Genomic DNA, 21,138 nt, shown 5'->3' on the forward strand with positions numbered 1-21,138 from the left:
AAGCCGGCCGTGCAGGAGTCGGCCGGGCGGCGGGCGTCAGGCCGGGTGCTGCTGCGGCCCGTCGCCGCTGTCCTCCCCGGCGCCCGCGTCCACGAGGGCGAACAGCCCCGGCGGCGTACGGCGGCCGTCGATGACGTCCCGCAGCTGGGAACGCGCGGTGACGCCCAGCTTCGGGAAACTCCGGTACAGATGGGAGCCGACCGTGCGCGGGGACAGCTGCAGCCGCTCGCCGATCTCCCGGTTGGTCAGCCCGCGCGCGGCCAGGCTCACGATCTGCTTCTGCTGCGGGGTGAGCGCGGGCAGCCGGTCCCGGCCGCCGGGACTCTGGCGGATCCCGGCGGCCCGCAGTTCCGCCCGGGCGCGGCCGGCCCACGGCTCGGCGCCGAGCCGTACGAACGTCTCCAGCGCGGCGGCCAGGAGGGGCCGGGCCCGGCCCGAGCGCAGCCGGCGGCGCAGCCATTCGCCGTACTCGAGTTGCACCTGCGCATGGCTGAACGGCCGTTCCTGCGCGCCGGGTTCGCCGAGCGCCGCCCGGAAGTGGTGCCCGGCCTCCTCGCCGTCCGCCAGCAACGCCCTGGCGCGGGCGAGTTGCGCCCGCTGCCGCGGCGAGGAGCCCGCCGTGCGCTCCGCGAGCCGGTCCACGATCCTGCGGGCGCTCTCCGGCCGCCCGATCCGCACGGCGGCCGCGGCGAGGTCACCCAGGCCGTACCGGGAGACGTGGTAGTGGACCTCGTCGCCGTCGGCCGTGAACATCGCGCGGAACTGGTCGTAGGCGCCCTCGTGGTCGCCGTCCGCCCACGCCGCCAGGCCCAGCGCCCAGCGGGCCCGCACCGTCACGAAGCGGTTCTCCCGCGCGGCGACGAGGTCCAGCGCCTGCCGCGCCGCGGCGCGCGCCGGACCCGTCTCCCCGCGCAGCGCCAGCACCGCGGCGTCCAGGGCGGGCGGGGCCGCCGCCGTGTAGGGCGGATCGCTCTGCGCCGCCGCGCGTGCCGCGGCCGCCGCGACGGCCCGGGCGTGCGCCCACCGGCCGTACTCCAGACAGGCCCACCCCTCCACGCAGCGCAGCCCGTCGGGCAGCGGCGACGGGGCTGCCGGGGACCCGCCCACCGTGTCGAACAGACCGACGGCGAGGGCGTTCTCGTCGAGCAGCCACGCCAGGGTCGCCGTGGCCGCCGTCAGTTCCGGACCGGCCGTGTCGAGGGCCGCCAGCCGGCGGACACCGGCGAGCAGTGCGGCACGGTCCGCGGACGGGTCGGTGCCGGTGCGGATCCACAGGGACGCCAGGTCCGGCTCCGGGCGCGGGCCGATCGCGGCGGCGAGCCGGAAGAAGTCACGGCGCAGCTCGTCACGCTGCCCGGCGTCGCCGCCGTAGTAGCAGATCAGGGCGGCGGCCGCGAGCGCCTGCAGGGCGTCGCCGGGGTCGTGGGGGGCGAGGTCGCGCGCGGTGCGGGTCAGCAGCGGGTAGGCGGCGGCACGGCGCGGGGTCAGGGCGAGGGCCTGGCCCCGGCAGAGGGCGGCGTGGGCGAGCAGCACCGGGTCGTCGCAGAGCGTCCGCACCCGGTCGGTCAGCTCCTCCACCCAGGCCGTCTGCCCGGTCGGCGCGGCCAGCCGCGCCGCCAGGACGAGCCGGCGGGCGCGCTCGCGGCGGTCCGGGGTGAGTTCGGCGGCCCGCTGGAGCGCCAGCGCCGCCGAGACGAGACCGCCCCGCCGTCCCGTCCGCCGCGCCGTGCGCTCCATCTCCCGCGCCACGGACTCGTCCGGCCCGGTGCCCGCGGCCGCCAGATGCCAGACCCGCCGGTCCGGCGCCTCGCGCAACGCGGCGGCACACCGCCGGTGCGCGGCCCGGCGTTGGGTGGGCGGCGCCGCGTGGTAGACGGCGGACCGGATCAGCGGATGGCAGAACCGTACGGCGGTGTCGCGGACCTCGATCAGTCCCGCCTGCTCGGCCGGCCGCCACACCTGAGGCGCCACACCGGACACGGCCCCCGGGTCCGTCGCCGCCAGCAGCAGCGCCTGCCGCGTGGCACCGGGCAGGTCGGCCAGCCGGGCGGCGAAGCGCTGCTCCAGCCGGTCCGCGAGCGGCAGGGGCTCCACCGGCCACGGCGCCTGGCCGGGCTCCGAGCGGGCGAACTCGATCAGCGCGAGCGGATTGCCCTCCGCCTCCTGAAGGATCCGTGCCCGCAACGGGCCGCTGGGGCGGCGCGGTTGCGCGTCCAGGAGCCGGCCGGCGGCATCCGCGTCCAGGGGACCCAGGTCCAGCACCGGGCAGCTCCGCGCGAACGCGGGCAGCGGGGCGTCGGCGCGGACCAGCCCCAGCAGGGCGATCCGCTCACCCTCCAGACGTCGCGCGACGAACGCCAGCACGTCCACGGTGTCCTGGTCCAGCCACTGGGCGTCGTCCACCACGATCAGCACCGGCCGCGACCGGGCCACGTGCGCGAGGAGGCCCAGCACGGCGATGCGCAGGATCAGCTGGTCGGGCTCGGCCGGTGTGTCCGACATGCCGAACGCGCCGAGCAGCGCGTCGCTCTGCCGCTGCGGCAGGACCGGCGCCTGCGCCAGCACCGGCCGCAGCAGCTGGTGCAGCCCGGCGAACGCCAACTCGCGTTCCGTCTCGCTGCCCTCGGCCCGCAGCACCCGCACCCCGGCCTCGCGCAGCTCGCCGACCTCGCTGTCGACGAGGGCGCTCTTGCCGATGCCGGGACTGCCGGCGACGATCAGGACGTGGCCGCCCTCACCAGGGTTCCTGACGAATGGTCGTATCCGGGCGGTCTCGGAGGCACGGCCCACGAGGGCGCCGCCCGACAGCGTCACAGTGGTCAAGAGCGCCTCCCTGGTCTCGCTGCGCGGCGTCCGACACCGAAGGACGCTAAGCCCGTGGCGACCGCGCCTTCGTGTGTGTCACACGGGCTCTAAGGAATCCCCTCGAAGGTCGGTGAGGGATCCGGGCCGGTGCCTTGCCGGAACCGGCGCCGGGCGGGTGGCAGCCAGCGGTGACTGGGTGACCGCAGCTCGCAGGGTGCAGTCAGTTGACGGATGCGCCCGGCGTGCGCCGCGGTCCACACTGCCGGGGACGGCCAGGGGCGATCTTGCGCTGCGGTGGGCCCTGCGGGTCCGGCTGCGGGTCGTTCGTCCGGAGGGGCGCGTGACGGTGCGACGGATTCCGGGGGTACGGCCGCGGGGGCGCCGGCCGGGACGGTCGTACGGCGGCGTCGTGGGCGTTCTGCGGCTCCGGTCGCGGAGTTGTCGGCTGGGACGGCGCCGTGCGCTCGGCACGGCCGGGTTTCGGCCATGGTGGCCGTCCGCTCGCTGGTCCGTCGCGCCGGCAAGGGCATGGGAGCGGCTGTCCGCGGGGGAGCAGCCGACGGCCGGATGTCCCCGGTGCGGTCGGCGGCCGCCTCACGGCCGGAGCCACCGGAGCCACCGGCGGCAACGGGCCGGGCGGTGCGAGCAGGTGAAGCCCAACCGGGGCCGTCGTCCGGCTCCGTGGCCGTCGGCCGGGAAGGAACGGGAGAACGTGGAACGAGCAGCTGTCGTCGCAGGGCTCGGGGGCTGGGTGCCCCCCACCGTCGTCACCAACGACCGACTCGCCGAGGCGCTGGACACCAGCGACGAGTGGATCCGCAGGCGCACCGGCATCCGGGAGCGGCGCTGGGTCGACCCGGGACAGTCCACCGGTGACCTGGCCGTCGAGGCCGCGCGGCGGGCGCTGTCCTCGGCAGGCACCGGCACCGTGGATGCGGTGGTCCTCGCCACCAGTTCCCCGGACCGCCCGTGCCCGGCGACCGCGCCCGAGGTCGCCGCCCGGCTGGGGCTCGGCCCGGTCCCCGCCTTCGACGTGGCGGCGGTGTGCACCGGCTTCGTGTACGCGCTCGGGACGGGCGCCGGGCTCGTCGCGATCGGCGCCGCCGACAGCGTGCTCGTCATCGGCGCGGACGCGTTCTCCACGCTGCTGTCGCCGGACGACCGCGCCACCCGGGTGATCTTCGGTGACGGCGGGGGAGCGGTGGTGCTGCGCGCCGGGTCGCCGACCGAGCGCGGCGCGCTCCAGGGGCTGAACCTCGGCAGCGACGGCACCCTCAGCGACCTCATCGAGGTACCGGCGGGCGGCTCCCGGCAGCGGTCCACCGGGCTGCCCGTGAAGACCGAGGACACCTGGTTCACGATGCAGGGGCAGGCCGTCTACGCCCAGGCGGTGCGCCGGATGGCCGAGACGGTGCGCCGTACGGCACAGCGCACCGGGTGGCGCCTGGCGGACGTCGACGCCTTCGTGCTGCACCAGGCCAACGCGCGGATCCTCGACGCGGTCGCCCGCCGGCTCGGGCTGCCGGCGGAGCGGTTCCCGAACCACATCGCCACCCGCGGCAACACGGTCGCCGCCTCGATCCCCCTGACCCTGACCGACGCCGCGGCCTGCGGCCGGCTGCGGCCCGGACACAAGGTCGTGCTGGCCGGCTTCGGCGGCGGCCTCACCTGGGGCTCGGTCGCCCTCGTCTGGCCCGACATCCCCACAGAACCGGTCACACCGCGGCTCACGGACGCGGCCACCGGCGTACGCGCGGATCCGGTCACGCCGCGGCTCGCGGACGCGGCCACCGCCGTACGCACGGAACCGATTACGCCGCCACCCGCCGACGCGGCCACCGACGTACGCACGGATCCGGTCCCCCCGCCACCCGCCGACCCGGCGACGGCCATGACCACCACCCCGGTGAACCCGGCTCCCGCATCCGACCTCCCCACCCCCTGACCATCCACCTCCGCCACCCCCATCCGCACCCAGGAGGCCCCGTGGACGCGCAGTCCCTCGTGTTCCAGTTGCTGACGCCCGAAGGACGGGCCGATCCCTACCCGCTGTACGCGCTCGCCCACGAGCTGGGGCCCGTTTCCCCGGCCGGCGACGGCCTGATCCTGGTGTGCGGGTACGAGGCCTGCCGGCAGGCCCTGCGCGAGCCCGGCCTGGGCGCGGACGTCAACCTGGTCACCTGGGGAGCCGATCCGGCGCAGCACCCCTCCCTGGCGATGCTCAGCCGGTCCCTGCTCGTCGCCAACACGCCCGACCACGCCAGGCTGCGGGCGTCGATGGCGCAGATGTTCACGGCGCGCGGCGTGGCCGCCCTGGAGGAGAGCGTCGTACGGATCACCGACGCGCTGCTCGACGACCTCCAACAGGCCGACGGCGCCGTGGACTTCATGGACGCGTTCGCCTTCCGGCTGCCCGCCCACGTCATCTGCGACATCATGGGCATCCCGGAAGCCGACCGTGCCCGCTTCCGCGGCTACGCCGCCGACCTCATGGCCACCCTGGAACCGGCGTCCGACCCGGCCGGCCACGAGGCCGGACTGGCCGCCGCCGACCGGGCGGCCGTCGAGGTCGACCGCTACTTCACCGACCTGATCAGGGCCCGCCGTGCCGACCCGGGCGGCGACCTCGTGACCTCGATGCTCGCGGCGCGGGACGAGGGGCTGCTGCGGGACGACGACGAACTCGTCGCCAATCTCGCGAGCCTCCTGCTCGCGGGGTTCGAGACGACCACCCACCTCCTCGGCAACGGCCTGCGGCTGCTGTTCGAGCACCCCGACGTGATGAGCGGCCTGCGCGACGGCACCGTCCCGGTCGACGGCTTCGTGGAGGAGGTGCTGCGCCACGACTCCCCGGTGCAGCTGAGCAACCGGGTCGCCCTCGCCGACGGCGTGTCCATCGCCGGGCTGCCCGTGCCGGCCGGGACCCATGTGCTGCTCCTGCTCGGCGCCGCCAACCGCGACCCGGCCCGCTACGCCGACCCCGACCGCTTCGACCCCACCCGCGACGACAGCCGGCCGCTCAGCTTCGGCGGGGGAGCGCACTACTGCCTCGGCGCCCTGCTGGCCCGGCTGGAGGCGACCGTGGCTTTCGGCCGGTTGCCGACGCGTTTTCCCGGCCTCGCGCCCGCTCCCGGCGCCGCGCCGACCCGCCGCGACCGGATCGTCCTGCGTGGCCACGCGTCCCTTCCGGTCGTTCTCGACGCCCGGGAAACAGCGGGAATTTGAAATCGCTACCACGACCGAAATGCCACCACGGAGAGCCCGCGGGTTGTTTCGTCCGGCCGCACCGTGAAACATTCGGGCCGGGTTGAGTAACACCTTGGAAGGGAAAGCGAGTTGTCGCTCACCACGGGATCCGCACAGCGGTCCCTGCACGTCCTGACACCATCCAGTGACACCTCCCTGGTCGCCCGGCACGCCGGCGGAAAGGGAAGAAACCTCCACACCCTCACCGCGTCCGGATTTCCCGTGCCGACGTGGTCGATCCTCGGCCTGGACGTATTCCGGGAATTCTGTCGCGACAGCGGACTGGACGAGCAGTTGGCGCGGCTGCTCGCCGACGGCTGGGAGACGAAGGCCGAGCAGGTCGCGGAGGAGATCGCCCGGCTGATCGAGACCGCGCCGCTCGGCGCCCGCGTCGCCGACGCGATCGCCCTCGCCCACCGGGAGGCCGGCGGCGGCACGGTCGCCGTACGCTCCTCCGGCGCCGAGGAGGACGGTGAACGGCACTCCTTCGCCGGGCAGTTCGACAGCTTCCTCGGCGTCCGCGGCCTCGACGCCGTCACCGACCGGGTCCGCCGCTGCTGGGCCTCCGCCTTCTCCGCGCGTTCCCTGCTCTACCGCGCGCAGCGCGGACTGCCGCCCGGCACCGGCGGCGTCGCCGTCGTCGTCCAGCGCATGGTCGCCGCCGAACGCAGCGGCGTGCTGTTCACCGCCGACCCGACGACCGGCCGCACCGACCGCCATGTGGTCAGCGCCGTGTTCGGGCTGGGGGAGGGGCTCGTCTCCGGCGCCGTCGACGCGGACACCGTCGTCCTCGACGCCGCCACCGGGCAGACGCTGAGCACGGTCGTCGGCGACAAGCAGGAGCGGTACGACGCCGGATCCGCATCCGGCTGCGAGGTCTCGCCCGTCGCCGACGAGGACCGCGCCGCCCTGTCCCTGACCGACGACGACCTCGCCCGCCTGCACGAGGCCGGGGTCCGCATCACCGAGCACTACGGCGCCCCCCAGGACATCGAATGGGCCATCGCCGACGGCACGCTGTGGATCCTGCAGAGCCGCCCCGTCACCGCCCTCGCCCCGGCCGCCGGCCCCGAGCCCGAGGGCGAGCTGCGGATCTGGGACAACTCCAACATCATCGAGAGCTTCAGCGGCGTCGTCTCCCCGCTCACCTACACCTTCGCCGCCGACACCTACGCCAAGGTGTACGAGAGCTACGCACGCGCCCTCGGCGTCCGCGGCGAGCAACTGCGCGAGGTGCGGGAATGGACCCCGCACCTGCTCGGCCACATCCACGGACGGGTCTACTACAACCTGTTCCACTGGTACCGCATGGTGCGCCTGGCCCCGCTCTACCCGCTCAACCGGCGCGTGCTGGAGAAATCCCTCGGCGTCGCCGAGAGCATTTCCGACGAACTCGCCGACACCCTCCACCCGTTCACGCCCCGGCCCGGACTGCGCGGCCGTCTCTCGCGTCTGCGGCGCACGCTCGTCTTCGCCCGGCGCTTCTTCACCATCGGGAAATCCGTGGAGACCTTCCACCGCGATTTCTACCGGGCGTACGCGGTCTTCAACAATGTCGACTACGACGCCCTGCCCGGCGACGAGACCTATCGCCGTTTCCGGAAGCTCCAGCGGGAACTCATCGAGAAATGGGGCCCGATGCAGGCCCTGGACGCGACGATCCTGCTCTCCGTGGGTCTGCTCGCCCTGCTCACCCGCCGCTGGCTGCCCGACGCCCCCGAGTGGTTCACCTGGGCCGCGGCCGCCCCCGGCGGCGCCGTGGAGTCCGCCGAACCCGCCTGGGCGCTGCGCGAGTTGGCGGGCCGCGCCCGCGCCGACGCCCAGATCCTGGACCTGCTGGAACGCACCACGGACGACGCGGCGTACCAGGCGCTGAGCGACGCCGGCCACACCGGCTTCCTCGCCGCCGTCGACGCCTACATCGCCGACTACGGCTACCGCAGCCCCGACGAACTCAAGCTCGAGGTCCCCGACCTGTACGAGAACCCGGCCGGACTGTTCACCCTGCTGCGCGACGCCCTGCCGGAGACCGGCGAGACGAACGCACAGGATCGCGGCGGCGAGGCCGACGCCTACCTCGACGCCCACCTGCGCGGCCCGCGCCGCTTCGTGTACGAGCGGGTGCGCGCCAAGGCCCGGGCCGCGCTCACCGACCGGGAACGGCTCCGGTTCTGCCGCACCCGCGCCTTCGGAGCGGCCAAGCGCATGCTGCGCGCCCTCGGCCGCGACCTGGCACGTGCCGGCGCCCTCGACGCCTGGGACGACGTGTTCCTGCTGCGCCTCGACGAGATCAAGGGCGCCTACGAGGGCATGATCGTCCACACCGAGCTGCGGGACCTCGTCGCGGTGCGCCGCAGACAACAGGCCGCCGACCGCGAGCTGCACGCCCCGTCGCGCTTCACCACCCGCGGCGCCCCCTACTGGTCGGGCAACCTGGAACGGGCCGGCTGGACCAGTGGCCCGGCCGCCCGCAGCGGCGCCCGCGAACTGCGCGGCACCCCCTGCTGCCCCGGCGTCGCCGAGGGACCCGCCGTCGTCACCGACACCCCGCGCGACATCGGCGGCGGCATCCTGATCACCTACCGCACCGACCCCGGCTGGGTGGCCGCGCTGCCCTCGGCCGCCGCCCTCGTCATCGAACGCGGCAGCCCCCTCACCCATGTCGCCGTGGTCGCCCGCGAACTGGGCATCCCCACCGTCGTCCAGGTCAAGGGCGCGACCACCGAGATACGCGGCGGCAGCCGGCTGCGCGTCGACGGCGCCGCCGGCACGGTCACCGTACTCGCCGTCCCGCTCGACGACGACGCCACGGCCTACGACGACGCCACGGTCGACGGCGACGCCAAGACCGGCGCGGAGGCCACAACAGGCGCCGACGCCGCGGCAGGGGCCGACGCCGCGGCCACCGGCGGCACAGAGCCCACCGAGGGCGCCGCGGCCGCTGACGACGCCCCGCCCACCGCCGAGGACACCCCCCGAACGGAGACACACCCGTGATCCTCACCGAGGACCAGCTGCAGGACCTCCTCGACAAGTCCCTCGCCGAACTGCCCCGCGGCGCCGAGTGGGCCGTGACCCTCGAGGGCTCCATCGCCGAAGGGTTCGGCAACCCCTCCTCCGACATCGACTTCCTGCTCGTCGGCCGCTCCGACGACGACCTGCCGACCATGCCGTCGCTGCTGTTCGTGGACGGCCGGCGCGTCGAGATCCGCACCCGGTCGGTGCGTCAGCTCGCCGAGCAGTTCCGCGCGGTGGAGGAGGGCGCCAAACGGCCCGGGCGGCTCTCCGAGGACCTCCTCAACCGCTGCCAGCGGCTGCTGCACAGCCATCCGCTGCGCGGCCACGCCCTCATCGAGGAGGTCAAGGCGCTGCTGCCCGTCGACCGGTTCCGCGAGATCACCGCCGACTGGTGGGCCCACCGCGCCCGCCAGTCCCTGCGGCACGCCATGGCGCTGCTCTGCCTCGGCGAGAGCGACGAGGCCGTCGACTGGACGCGCGCGGGCCTGGTGCAGACCGTCAAGTCCTGGGCGGCCCGTCTCGGCGAGACCTACCTCGAACCCAAGTGGCTGTCCATGCAGCTCGACCGCGCCGGCCACGGCGACGTACGCGACCGCTACTGGCAGCTGGAGGCCGCCGCCCCCGCACCCGGCGACCCCGACGCCGCCCACAGCCACCTGACCGCCGCCCTCGCCTTCGCCGCGGACCTCGGACTCACCGGCGTGCCCTGGCAGCCCGAGCGCCTCACCGTCGAGCGCGTGAACGGCGTCACCACCTGGCAGACCGGCGACCGGGTGCACGTCCTGCGCGGACGGCGCGAGGTGTTCGCCCTCGGCGCCGACGCCGCAGCGGTCTGGCGCTCCCTCGTGCTCGGCCGGCCGCTGCCCCAGGTGCTCGCCACGGCCACCGGCAGCGGCGTCGCCGACCCGGGCGCGCTGCTCGCCACCTTCCTGCGTTACGGGCTGATCCGCCTCGCCTGGAAGGGCGGCGGCACGGTTACGCCGTCGCTGCCGCTCGCCGCGCCGCCCGGCCCCGTCACCCCGCCGCCCTCCACCGCGCGCCCGGTGCTCTCCGTGCGCGGCGCGGCCGTCGGCGGGCCCCGCGCCGTCGACCTGATGCCCCTGCCGGCCGACCGGTTCGCCGCCGCCGCGATGGGCCTCGTCTGGTCCAACGTCGTCGTCGAGAACGCCGTCGAGGACCTCACCGGCGCCCTCCAGCGCGGCCAGTGGCGGGTCGCCGAACTCACCGCCCGCCGCGCCGTGCACGCCGCGCTGCGCGGCCTGTTCAGCGCCCACGGCGTCAACCCGCTGCCCGCCGACTCCGACCTCGTCCGCCGCCTCGACCTGCTCCCGCCGTCCGACGCCGGGCCCATCGGGGAGGGCGCCGGGAAACTCCTGCGGCGCACGGTGGACGCACCGGACCAGGGCGACGCGCTCCTCACCGACCTGCGCTCCTTCATCGGCCTGGTGCGCGGAGCCGTGGGCGCCGACTCCTTCCCGCTGTCCTTCGAGTCCGCCGACACCTGGCGGGCCACCCTCGAACTCGGCTACGACTGGCTCCGCATCGGCGCCCACCTCGACGCCGAACTCCCCATCGAAGAGGCCCGCGACCTCCTGACCAGCAACGGCACCCAGCCACACCAGTCGGCGCCGCTGTGAGTCACGGGGGACGCTTTCGGCGGTGATGGCGTGCTGCGGGGGTGGTGCTCGGACGGGGCTGGGCCGCGCGGGGTGTATCGCGGTGGGGGTTGCGCTGGGTGCGGGTGCATCCCGGCGGGGGCCGCGTCCCGTACGGGATGCATTCCGGGCCGTGTTCCGTACCGGGTGCGTGCCGGCCGGGGCCGTGTCCCGTACGGGCTGGATGTCGGCGGGACTGCGCGTCGCAGGGGCTGCAGCCGGAGGGTTGCACCCCGGCGGGGTCGCGGTGCGCTGCGGCGGCCCAGGGGGCCGGCCCGCGGGGTCGGTGCTTGCTCGGCTCGCGGCGACCGCTGTCTGCCGGGGCTGCGTCCGGCTGGGGCGGATCCCGCCGGGCTGCAACCCGGTGGGGTCGGGTCCCGCTGGATCGCGTCCCGCGGGGAATAGCCCTCGGCGGCCGTGGCTGCTCGGCATCCGGCGGCAACTCTCCGGCAGGGCCGCCTTCCGCGGCGGCCGAGGCCTGCTGGGGGGCGCGTCCGCCGGAGCCGGCCCCGCGGGGGCCACGGCTTCGGGCTCCGTGGCTGGTGCTGCTCGCTTTGCGAGGACCGGCTTGCGTGGCGACCGCGCCCCTGCTGGGGCGCGTCCCGCTGGGCTGGGTGTCGCGGGGGAGCCCGAAGCCGTGGCCCCCCGCAACCGGGCTCCGGCCTGGCCCTGCCGCCCACCCGGTCACCGAACCCCGCCCTGGCCCCCTCCGCCACCCAGTCCGAGCCCCGGCCCCGTCGCCGTACACCCCGACAACCCGAACGCTCCACCGACCCGTCCTCCCAGAGGAGCCCCAGATGTCCGATCGCATGACCATGCTGGTGACCGGTGCCAGCGGATTTGTGGGTGCGGAGGTGACCGCGCGGCTCACCGCTGCCGGGCACACCGTGCTGCCGCTGGTGCACCGCACCGCCGAACTCGTCCGCAACAACGGCCGGAAGGTCACCCCCGGCCGCGGCACCATCACCCCCCTCGCCGGGGACATCACCCGGCCCGGTCTCGGGCTGAGCGACGAGGACCGCCGGCTCGTCGCGGGCGCCGACCGGATCGTGCACTGCGCCGCCGTCACCGACTTCGGCCTGCCCGACGACCGGTACGAGAGCATCAACGTCACCGGCACCCGCCACGTCCTCGACGTCGCCCTCGCCCACCGCACACCGCTGGTGCACGTCAGCACCGCGTACGTGTGCGGGGAACGCGACGGCGTCGCCCGCGAGGACGAACTCGACGTCGGCCAGCACCCGGGCAACGGCTACGAGAAGAGCAAGCTGACCGCCGAGACCATGGTCCGCAAGGCCGCCGCGGACGGCCTGCCCGTGGCCGTGGTGCGCCCCAGCATCATCACCGGCGCCTCCCGCACCGGCCACGCCCGCGACCGCAAGACCATCTATCCGGTGCTGCGCGTCCTCACCCGGGGCCTGGTGCGCACCGTGCCCGGCCACTACGACGCCCTCCTCGACCTCGTCCCGGTCGACCGCGTCGCCGACCTGGTCACCGACGCCGCCACACGGTTCGAGGCGGCCGAGGGACGCACCCTGCACGCAGTCGGCCATGTGCTGACCCTGCGGGACTTCTCCGACGTCCTCGCCGAGTACCCGTCCTTCCATGTGCCGCGGTTCGTGCCGCCGTCCGCGTTCTCCGCCGGCGCCCTCTCCGACCGCGAACGCCCCTACTACGACCGCGTCATCGCCCTGTACGAGACCTACTTCCGGCGTCGCGTGCACTTCGACGACACCCAGGCCGCCGCCTTCGTGCGCCGGCCCGCGGCCACCGGGGCACGGCCGTACCTGCGCCGCCTCCTCGACGACTGCCTCACGACCGGCTACCTCGGCCCGGCCCCGGGCCCCGAGCAGACCGCCGACCGACCCGATGGGAGCACCCTCCGATGAACCCAGCGCACCCGACCGAACCCGCGCACGGCATACCCGTCTCGCCGCTGCTCACCTGCCACCTCGCCAAGCAGCGGCTGTACGGCGCCGACACCTATTTCCAGGAGAGCCACGACCAGCTCGCCGCCCTCACCGACGATGTCACCGGCTTCGCCCACCGGCACGCCGCGCTGCTGCTGAAGCCCGACGCCGTGGTGGCCCGCCGGCTGGAGGCGGCCGTCGACTGGCTCACCGGGCAGCGCTTCCGCATCGTCGGCGCCGCCGTGACCCGGCTGACCCGCACCATGATCCGCTCCCTGTGGTACTTCCAGTGGAACCTCGCCACCCCCTACCGCAGGCGGCTCGCCGCGCTGTTCCTGGAGGACGCCGACGCCCTCGTGCTGCTCGTCCGCCCCGAGCAGGAGCCGTACGTCCCCGCGTCCGTCGAACTGACCCGGCTCAAGGGACCCACGGACCCCGAGGCCCGTCGGCCGGGGCAGCTGCGCCACCTGCTCGGCCGTTACAGCTACCTGCTGAACCTGGTGCACACGCCCGACGAACCCGCCGACGTGCTGCGCGAGCTGGCCGTCCACTTCGACGACGCCACACGCGCGGAACTGTTCCGCTCCGCGCTCGCCGGCGAGGACCGCACCGCGCACGCCCTGGAGCTGACCGGCCGGCTGTACGCCGCCACCAAGCCCCGCGACCTCGACTTCGACCCCGCCGTGGACCGGCTGCGCGACACGGTGTCCCGGCACCTCGGCGCCGCCCCCGACGCCACCCCGCGCGCACTGCTGGAGACCGCGTGGGAGCGCGGCGTCGACGTGGACCCTTGGGACGCCGTGATCGTCGGCTCGAAGGTGCTCCCCATGCGGGTGCCCGGCCGTGCCCCCGTGCTGGACGGGGCCGACGCCGGCACCTGGCGCCGCCATCTGGACGCCCTGCGCGCCCGGCACACCTGAGGAGCGCGCCGTGCAGTTCACCCGGACCCTCCCCAGGGAACTCGTGCACCGCGCCGCGGTCGCCGAGGTGTTCCTCACCGACGCCGAACGCCACGGCGAGGACGACGTGCTGCTCGCCGCGCAGCTGCCCCGCCGCCACGCCTTCTACCACGACGCCCTCGACGACCGCGCCCGCCACGACCCGATGCTGCTGCTGGAGGCGTGCCGGCAGGGCATCTTCGTGGTCGCCCACCGCTACCTCGACGTGCCGCTGGGCCACAAGTTCCTGCTGCGCGCCGTCGAGTTCGAGGTGCCGGACCCCACGGCCCTCGTGTGCGGCGACCACCCCACCGAGGCGGTCATCGCCACGCACATCGAACACCGGTTCCGCACCCGGGCCGGGGTGACCGGGCTGCGGCTGCGGTTCGGCATGACCATCGGCGACCGCGAGGCCCTGCTCGCCCGCATCGACTACTCCTGGATGCCCCCGCGCGCCTGGACCCGTCTGCGCGCCGGGCAGCGCGGCGCGCTCGGCCTGCCCGAGACGCCCGTCGCCCTGCCCGGACGACGCGTCGAACCGGCTCGCGTCGGCCGCCGCGACCCCGACAACGCGGTCATCTCCGCACCGTGCACCGACCCCGACGGCACCCGCACGGCCCGCCTGATCCCCGACACCGGCCACCCCGCCCTGTACGACCACTGGGTCGACCACGTGCCCGGCATGCTGGAACTGGAGGCGCTGCGCCAACTCGCCCTGACCGCCGCCGTCGACGCGGGCGCCCTGCCCGCGCCCACCGCGCTGCCGGTCGGCCTGGCCGCGCGGTTCCGCTGCTTCGCCGAGATGGACCTGCCGCTGGAGTGCCGTACCGGCCCCGTCCTGCCCGGCGCCGACGTCGAGTGCTCCCTGCACCAGCCCGGCGCCGTGGCCGTCGAGGGCCGGCTGCGGCTCGCCGCCCCGGACCCGGCCGGTCCGACGGCGGGCGCCCTCGCCGCACCGGCCGCCCACGGCGCCGTATGAGCCCCACCACGGCCCCTTCGCGACCCGCACCAGAACGGAGAGACTCCCCGCAGTGACCACCGTCGCCGTCCCCCAAGTCCCGGCCAGACTGGGCCGGTTCGTGCTGCGCATGTTCCGGCCGCACGTCTACGCCACCTACGGACTGCTGTGGGTCCTCGCCCTGGAGAGTTCGGCGGTGGCCGCGACCGGCACGGCCTGGCGGCCGTCCGGCGCCACCTGGCTGCGGGTCGTCAGCGTCGTCCTGGCGCTGCTGTTCCTGCGCATGCTCGACGAGCAGAAGGACCTCGCCTACGACCAAGTGCACCACCCCGACCGGCCACTGGTCACCGGCGCCATCACCACCGCCGAACTGCGCGGCGCCATGGCCGCGATCACGGCGCTGGTCACCGGCCTGAACGCCGCCCTGTCGGCCACGGCCGCCCTGCTGATCCTCGCGGCCCTCGCCTACGGCCTGTTCCTCGCCCTCCTGGAACGGCTCTCGCCCGCCGTCCGCGACCGCCACCTGCTCAACCTGACCGTCACCTACCCCGTGCAGGTGCTCCTCGGCGCCTACGTGTACGGCTCGCTCGTCGCCGCCGGAACGGTCCCCGCCGACTGGCGCGGACCCGTGCTGCTGACCCTGTGCGCCGGTGTCTTCCTGCACTTCGAGTTCGCCCGCAAGACCGCCTGGCAGGCACCGCCCGGCGGCCGCCTGTACTCCGCGGACCTCGGCCCCCGACGCAGCGCGGCCGTCACCGCGGCCTGCGCCGCCGTGGCCGTCGGCTGCGAGCTGCTGCTCCTCGCGCCGCGCGGCCCGCTCGCCCTCCTGCCCTGCCTCGCGGCCCTCCTGCCCGCCTGGGGCACCCGCCGCTTCCTGACCGCCGGACGGGGCGCCTGGCCGGTGCCCCTGGCGATGGGTTTCATCGTCGCCACGTACCTGGCCCTCGTCGTCCGGGCGGTGCTCCTGCCGTGACCGAGCCCCTGCCCCTCACCGGCGAGGAACTGCTCACCACCACGCGCAGTGTCCGGCGCGGACTCGACCTGGACCGGCCCGTGGACCCGCAGCTCGTCAAGGACTGCCTGCGGATCGCCCTGCAGGCCCCCAACGGCAACAACCGCCAGAACTGGCGCTGGATCGTCCTCACCGACCCCGCGATCCGCGCGGACGTCGCCGCGGTGTACCGGGCCGCGTTCCACGACCGCAACGCCGAGACGCTGCAGCGCCTGGCCGAACTGCCCGAGGAGACACGCTCGGTGATGTCGGGCGCCCGGCTGCTGGCCGAGCGGCTGCACCGTGTGCCCGTCCTGGTGATCCCGTGCATCGAGGTGCCCGACGGCCGGCTGCCCGAGGGCAACCAGGCGGGCCTGTGGGCGTCGTTGCTGCCCGCCGCGTGGAGCTACGCCCTCGCCGCCCGCAGCCGCGGCCTGGTCACCGCCTGGACGGCGGTCCACCTGGACCGCGAACGGCAGGTCGCCGACCTCCTGGGCCTGCCTCCCACCGTCCGCCAGGGCGCCCTCCTCCCCACCGCCCATCCCCTGCGCACCACCTTCCGCCCGGGCCCCCGCCGGCCCCTGGAAGACGTGCTGCACCTCAACGGCTGGCAGGGCGAGCGACGTTGAGGCTGCCGGGGCCCGCCCCGACCGGCACGGCGACAGGGCCCCTCGCCGTTCACCGGCGAAGGGCCCTGCTGCCCGCTCCCTCAGCGGATCACTTTTCGTTCCAGCGGAAGAACCGCAGCGTCAGCGCGGTGACGACCGCCGTGAAGGCGAGCATGCCGCCCATCGTCGGCAGGGCGTCCGACAGTCCGCCGCCCCGGCTGAGCACGGCCTCGCTGCCCTTGACGAGGTAGCGCAGCGGCATCATGTACGACACGGCCTGGACCCAGCCCGGAGCGTTGTCCAGCGAGAAGAACGAGCCGGACAGGAACGACATCGGCAGCACCAGCAGCTGCGCCAGTCCGCCCGCGGACTCCTCGGTGCGGGTGAGCGAGCCGATGAGCAGACCCAGCGACATCAGCGCCAGCGTGCCGCACATCACCAGCGGGATCACCAGCCACCAGTCGCCGGTCAGCCGCAGCCCGAAGTACGGCAGCGTCGCCACGGCCAGGAACAGCGCGGTCTGTGTCAGCGCCATCAGCATGGTCATGGAGATACGCGCGGCCACGACCTCCCAGGCCCGGATCGGCGACAGCCGCATCCGCTGCAGGATCTTCTTGCGGCGCAGCGTCACCAGCGTCAGCGCCGTGCTGAACACCGCGCTGGAGGCGATGGCCCAGCCCATCAGGCCCGGCGTCAGGTACTGGATCGGCTTGACCGACTCGTCCTCGACCTGGCTCGCCTCCAGCGTGTACGTGGGCGGTGTGCCGGTCGCGGCGAGGTTCGCCTGCTCCAGCACCGCGTTGAGCGTGGCGCGGGCGGAGGCTCCCTTGACGGAGTCGGCGGCGCTGTAGCGCAGGACGACGGTCCCGCCGTGCTGCTCGACCAGCGCGTCGTAGTCGCCCTTGCGGACCTTCGCCAGCGCCGACCTCTCGTTGCTCACCTTGGTGACGGCGGCGGCCTTGGCGAGCTGGCCGCGCTGGCCGGCGGTGAGCGAGTCGAGCACCTTCACCGGGCCGACCTGGGCGACCTTGATGTGCGCGGTGCCGTCGCTCTTGAACAGCGTGCCGAACAGCAGCAGGAACAGGATCGGGAAGATCAGCAGGAAGAAGATCGTGCCCTTGTCGCGCAGCACGCTCAGGATCATGGTCCGGGACAACTCCCGTACCGGGTTGAGCCGGTCCTTCCCGGAACCGCCGCGGGCTCCCGGCCCGCTTTCGGTCCCCTTGCCACCGTCCTTGCGTCCGGCGTCCGCCGCGGCGGCGCCCTGCATGTCCGTGCCGCCGCTCTCGCCGGCCGTCGTGCCCGCGGTGCGCGGGGTGGTCTCCTCGATGCTCACGAGCGGTACTCCCGTCCGGTCAGCTGGAGGAACACGTCCTCCAGGGTGGCGCCGCGTACCTCCAGGCCGCGCAGGGCACCCTGGTCGGCCAGGACGGACAGCACCGGTCCCGGCGTGACCGTCGCGACCGTCAGCAGCACCCCGTCGTCCTCCACCGTGGCGTCGGCCACCCCGGCCGTCTTCAGCAACTCCCGCAGCGCGTCCGGCGTGACGAGCCCGGACTCCACGCTCACCCGCACCATGTTGTCGAGTTCACGGACGAGCGCCGCGGGGGCGCCGGTCCGGAGCACCTTGCCGCGCTCCATCACGGACACCCGGTCGCACAGGACCTCCGCCTCGTCGAGGTAGTGCGTGGTGAGGACCACCGTGCGGCCCTCCTCGTTGACGTCCCGCAGCAGGTCCCACAGATTGCGGCGGGCCTGCGGGTCCAGGCCGGCGGTCGGCTCGTCCAGGAAGACGATCTCCGGGTCGTGCACCAGGCCGCAGGCGATGGACAGACGCTGCGCCTGCCCGCCCGAGAGCTTGTCCGCGGGCACCTGTCCGAACTCGGTCAGCCCGACCCGCTCCAGCATCGCGTCGGCCTGCCGCGCGCCGACCCGGTAGAACGACGCGAACAGCCGGATCGTCTCCCGTGTCGTCAGCTTGTCGAGGAACGACGACGCCTGGAACTGCACGCCGATCCGCGTCAGCAGATCCAGGTTGCGCGGCCAGGGGCTCTGCCCGAACAGCTCGATCCGGCCCTCGTCGGGCTCGCGGACGCCCTCCAGGATCTCCAGGGTGGTCGTCTTGCCCGCCCCGTTGGGGCCGAGGATGCCGTAGAACTCACCCGTCTCGATGCGCAGGGAGACCCCGTCGACGGCCTGGATGTCCCCGTACCGCTTGCGTACGCCGTCCGCGACGATCGCCGGCGCCGTCATGACGCGTCCTGCCTGGGCCGGCGAAGCCGCGTACCGGCTCCGCCGCACATGAACTGATGGTCCATCACTCGACTGTCGTCTCTCCGTGATCGGGTTGGGGGGATCGGTTGTGGGGAGGCTGGGGAGCCGGGCCGGGGGGGAGTCGGCCCGGCCCCCGCGTCCGCCCCCGCCGGTTGCGCGCAGCGGCCGGGCAGGGACGGCGGCAGGTGCCGCATCTCGGGCGGTGCGGTGCGCAGCCCAGCCCAGCACAGGCGGCGCCGGAGAGGCCATCGATGCCGCCGAAGACTAGGGAATCGCCCGTACTCCGCCCCGCGGAAACGGGAACACCCCGCCCTGGCACCGGTCGCCTTCCGTACGTTCGTGGCGTGCACGCCCGCGACAGCCCCCGGCCCACTCGACCGCAACCGCGCCCCAGCCACGCTCGACCCCGACCGTCACCGCGACGACGACCGCGGGGCCACCGCGACGGTGAGCGCGGCGGCTCCGTGCGCCGGAGCCGCCACGGCGACGGCGAGTGTGGGGGTGTGCGTGACCGTCACCGCGAGGGCGACGTCGTCCGCCACCGCGACGGTGAGCGCTACGGCTCCGTGCGGCTGGGACGGCCATGGCGACGGCGAGCGCTACGGCTCCGTGCGGCTCAGGCCGCCCCGCCATGGCGACGGCGAGTGTGGGGGTGTGCGTGACCGTCACCGCGAAGGCGACGTCGTCCGCCACCGCGATGGTGAGCGCTACGGCTCCGTGCGGCCGGGACGGCCATGGCGACGGCGAGCGCTACGGCCGTGTGGCTCAGGTCGCCATGGCGACGGCGAGCGCTACGGCTCCGTGCGGCTCAGGTCGCCATGGCGACCGCGAGCGCTACGGCACCAGGCAGCCGGCATCGCCACGGCGCGGTGCGTGTCGCGAGCCCATGCGACCGTCACCGCAACGGCGACTGTGACCGCGACGCCGACCGCAAGTCGGCTTCGTCCGCGACGGCCGGCGCGTGTGAACCGCTGCTGCTCCCACGGCGGATTCGCCGGGACTGCCGCGGCGCGCGGACCACCGCCACCACCCGCCACCGACACCCGACCACCCCCCGACCGCACAGGATCGAGGACCTCACGATGCCCCCCACCGCCCGGGACCGGGCCGTTCCTCCCGACGGCGGGCCCGGCCGTTCCGGGACCGCCGCCCGGACGCCGGACCCCGACACCCCACCGGACCACCTGCCCCCGTTCGCCCTGCTGCCGGTGAGTGTCGTCGCCGGTGTCACCGCCGTGCTGCTGCTGCTCACCGCGCGCCGGTTCGGGTACTTCAGCGACGAGCTGTACTTTCTCGCCGCCGGCCGGCACCCCGCCTGGGGGTACGCCGACCAGCCGCCGCTGCTGCCCCTGCTCGCCCACGCCATGGACACCCTCGTGCCGGGCTCGTTGCTGTGGCTGCGTGCGCCGGCCGCCGTCGCGACCGGGCTCGGTGTGGTGTTCACCGCCCTGCTCACCCGGGAACTGGGCGGACGGCGGGCCGCCCAGACGGCCGCCGCGGGCGCGTACGCCGTCTCGCCGGTGATGCTGCAGATGGGCCACCTGCTCATCACCGCCACCCTGGACATCTTTCTGACGACCGTCACCACCTGGCTGCTGGTGCGCTGGGTCCGCACCCGGCGCGACCGGCTGCTGCCGCTCCTCGGCCTGACCGCCGCCGTGTCCCTCGAGGTCAAGTTCCTCAGCGTCGGCCTCTGGGCGGTCCTCGCGGTGGCACTGCTGCTCGCCGGCCCGCGCGCCCTGCTGCGCCGCCCCCTGCTGTGGGCGTCGGCGGCCGGCGCGCTGCTCACCGCGGTGCCCGGGCTGTTGTGGCAGGACCGCCACGGCTGGCCGCAGCTGGCCATGGCCTCCGTCATCTCGCGGGAGGTCGCCGCCGACGAGGGCGGGCGGTCGCTGTTCCTGCCCACGGTCCTGTCGGCCGCCGGACTCGCCGGCGCCGTGCTGCTCTGCGCGGGACTGCTGCGGCTGCTGTTCGCCCGCGCGGCCCGCCCCCACCGCTTCCTCGGGCTGACCTTCGTCGGCCTGTGCGCCGGCTATGTGTACGCCGACGGACGGCCGTACTACGTCGCCGGGCTCTTCCCCGTCCTGTGGGCGGCCGGCGCCACGGCCCTGCAGGGCGTGCGCCCCACCCGGCCGCGTCTGTGGGCGACCGGCCTCGCCTACGTGCTGTCCGCGGCGCTCGCCGTGCAGGTCCTGCCGGTGTACCCGGTGCACCGCCTCACCGCCCCCTCCGCCGACCGGCTGGCCCGCGAGAGCGTCGGCTGGCCCGACCTCGCCGCCTCCGTGGCCCGCGTCCACCGCGCCCTGCCGGCCGATGTGCGCCGACGCGCCCTGATCATCACCGACCGCTACGACCAGGCGGGCGCCCTCGACCGGTACGGCCCCGCACTCGGCCTGCCCCGCCCGTACAGCGGCCACCGCGGCTACGCGGACCTGCGCCGCCCCACCGACGACTCCGCGCCCGTCGTGTTCGTCGGCGCCGACGCCCGCTACCTGCGCCGCTTCTTCACCCACGTCGAGCGGCGCGGCACCGTCACCAACGCCGAGGGCGTGCACAACCTCAACTGGGGCGCCCCGATCTGGCTGTGCGAGGGCGAGCGCGCACCGTGGCGCACCCTGTGGCCCAGGCTCTCCCACCTGGACGCCGACTCGGCGGGATAGCGCCACCCTACGGGACCGGGGGCGGCCCCTCGCGGGACCGCCCCCGGGTGTGCACGGGGCCGGCGTGCCCGTGCA

At 74.9% G+C, this 21,138-nt stretch carries 14 protein-coding genes; 10 read left to right on the forward strand and 4 right to left on the reverse strand.

Features of this window, described 5'->3' with window-relative positions; all coding sequences use genetic code 11:
* Nucleotides 1–36: 36 nt before the first annotated feature.
* Nucleotides 37–2,814, reverse strand: a complete 2,778-nt coding sequence (locus tag AB0950_RS22160; RefSeq protein WP_366779277.1) for an AAA family ATPase — start codon at nucleotides 2,812–2,814, stop codon at nucleotides 37–39.
* 703 nt (nucleotides 2,815–3,517) lie between these two features.
* Between AB0950_RS22160 and AB0950_RS22165 the strand changes: the two genes are divergently transcribed.
* From AB0950_RS22165 to AB0950_RS22205, 9 genes are all read left to right on the forward strand, one after another.
* On the forward strand, nucleotides 3,518–4,750 hold the full coding sequence (locus AB0950_RS22165; protein WP_366779267.1) for a beta-ketoacyl-ACP synthase III: 1,233 nt from the start codon (nucleotides 3,518–3,520) through the stop codon (nucleotides 4,748–4,750).
* A 41-nt stretch (nucleotides 4,751–4,791) separates the two neighbouring features.
* On the forward strand, nucleotides 4,792–6,030 hold the full coding sequence (locus AB0950_RS22170; RefSeq protein WP_360161687.1) for a cytochrome P450: 1,239 nt from the start codon (nucleotides 4,792–4,794) through the stop codon (nucleotides 6,028–6,030).
* Nucleotides 6,031–6,141: 111 nt separating this feature from the next.
* A complete protein-coding gene (locus AB0950_RS22175) occupies nucleotides 6,142–9,048 on the forward strand; it encodes a phosphoenolpyruvate synthase (protein ID WP_366779268.1) in 2,907 nt (968 codons plus the stop codon).
* Entirely contained in the window at nucleotides 9,045–10,706 is a 1,662-nt protein-coding gene (locus tag AB0950_RS22180; protein ID WP_360572870.1) for a hypothetical protein, read from the forward strand. The genes AB0950_RS22175 and AB0950_RS22180 overlap by 4 nt, the downstream gene beginning before the upstream one ends.
* A gap of 815 nt (nucleotides 10,707–11,521) precedes the next feature.
* Nucleotides 11,522–12,613: an SDR family oxidoreductase gene (locus AB0950_RS22185; protein ID WP_366779269.1), complete on the forward strand. Its 1,092-nt coding sequence runs from the start codon at nucleotides 11,522–11,524 to the stop codon at nucleotides 12,611–12,613.
* Nucleotides 12,610–13,554 carry a nucleoside-diphosphate kinase gene (locus tag AB0950_RS22190; RefSeq protein ID WP_360161679.1) on the forward strand — a complete coding sequence of 315 codons (945 nt, stop codon included), beginning with the start codon at nucleotides 12,610–12,612 and terminating at the stop codon, nucleotides 13,552–13,554. The genes AB0950_RS22185 and AB0950_RS22190 overlap by 4 nt, the downstream gene beginning before the upstream one ends.
* A 10-nt stretch (nucleotides 13,555–13,564) precedes the next feature.
* A complete protein-coding gene (locus tag AB0950_RS22195) occupies nucleotides 13,565–14,551 on the forward strand; it encodes a ScbA/BarX family gamma-butyrolactone biosynthesis protein (RefSeq protein ID WP_360161677.1) in 987 nt (328 codons plus the stop codon).
* Between the two features lie 52 nt (nucleotides 14,552–14,603).
* A complete protein-coding gene (locus AB0950_RS22200; protein WP_366779270.1) occupies nucleotides 14,604–15,503 on the forward strand; it encodes a hypothetical protein in 900 nt (299 codons plus the stop codon).
* A complete protein-coding gene (locus tag AB0950_RS22205; protein WP_360161673.1) occupies nucleotides 15,500–16,150 on the forward strand; it encodes a nitroreductase family protein in 651 nt (216 codons plus the stop codon). The genes AB0950_RS22200 and AB0950_RS22205 overlap by 4 nt, the downstream gene beginning before the upstream one ends.
* A gap of 88 nt (nucleotides 16,151–16,238) precedes the next feature.
* Here AB0950_RS22205 and AB0950_RS22210 read toward each other — a convergent pair whose 3' ends face one another.
* The 3 genes from AB0950_RS22210 to AB0950_RS22220 form a co-directional block, all read right to left on the reverse strand.
* Nucleotides 16,239–17,465 carry an ABC transporter permease gene (locus tag AB0950_RS22210; protein WP_366779271.1) on the reverse strand — a complete coding sequence of 409 codons (1,227 nt, stop codon included), beginning with the start codon at nucleotides 17,463–17,465 and terminating at the stop codon, nucleotides 16,239–16,241.
* Nucleotides 17,462–18,382, reverse strand: a complete 921-nt coding sequence (locus tag AB0950_RS22215; protein WP_360161669.1) for an ABC transporter ATP-binding protein — start codon at nucleotides 18,380–18,382, stop codon at nucleotides 17,462–17,464. Before AB0950_RS22215 ends, AB0950_RS22210 begins: the two co-directional genes overlap by 4 nt.
* Nucleotides 18,383–18,816: 434 nt before the next feature.
* On the reverse strand, nucleotides 18,817–18,945 hold the full coding sequence (locus AB0950_RS22220) for a hypothetical protein (RefSeq protein ID WP_360161667.1): 129 nt from the start codon (nucleotides 18,943–18,945) through the stop codon (nucleotides 18,817–18,819).
* 540 nt (nucleotides 18,946–19,485) lie between these two features.
* On the opposite strand from AB0950_RS22220, the gene AB0950_RS22225 reads away from it, so the two are divergent.
* Entirely contained in the window at nucleotides 19,486–21,063 is a 1,578-nt protein-coding gene (locus AB0950_RS22225; RefSeq protein ID WP_360161665.1) for a glycosyltransferase family 39 protein, read from the forward strand.
* The last annotated feature ends 75 nt before the right edge of the window (nucleotides 21,064–21,138 follow it).

Origin of the sequence: Streptomyces sp. NPDC007189 (assembly GCF_040703635.1) — a bacterium.
Lineage (GTDB): Bacteria > Actinomycetota > Actinomycetes > Streptomycetales > Streptomycetaceae > Streptomyces.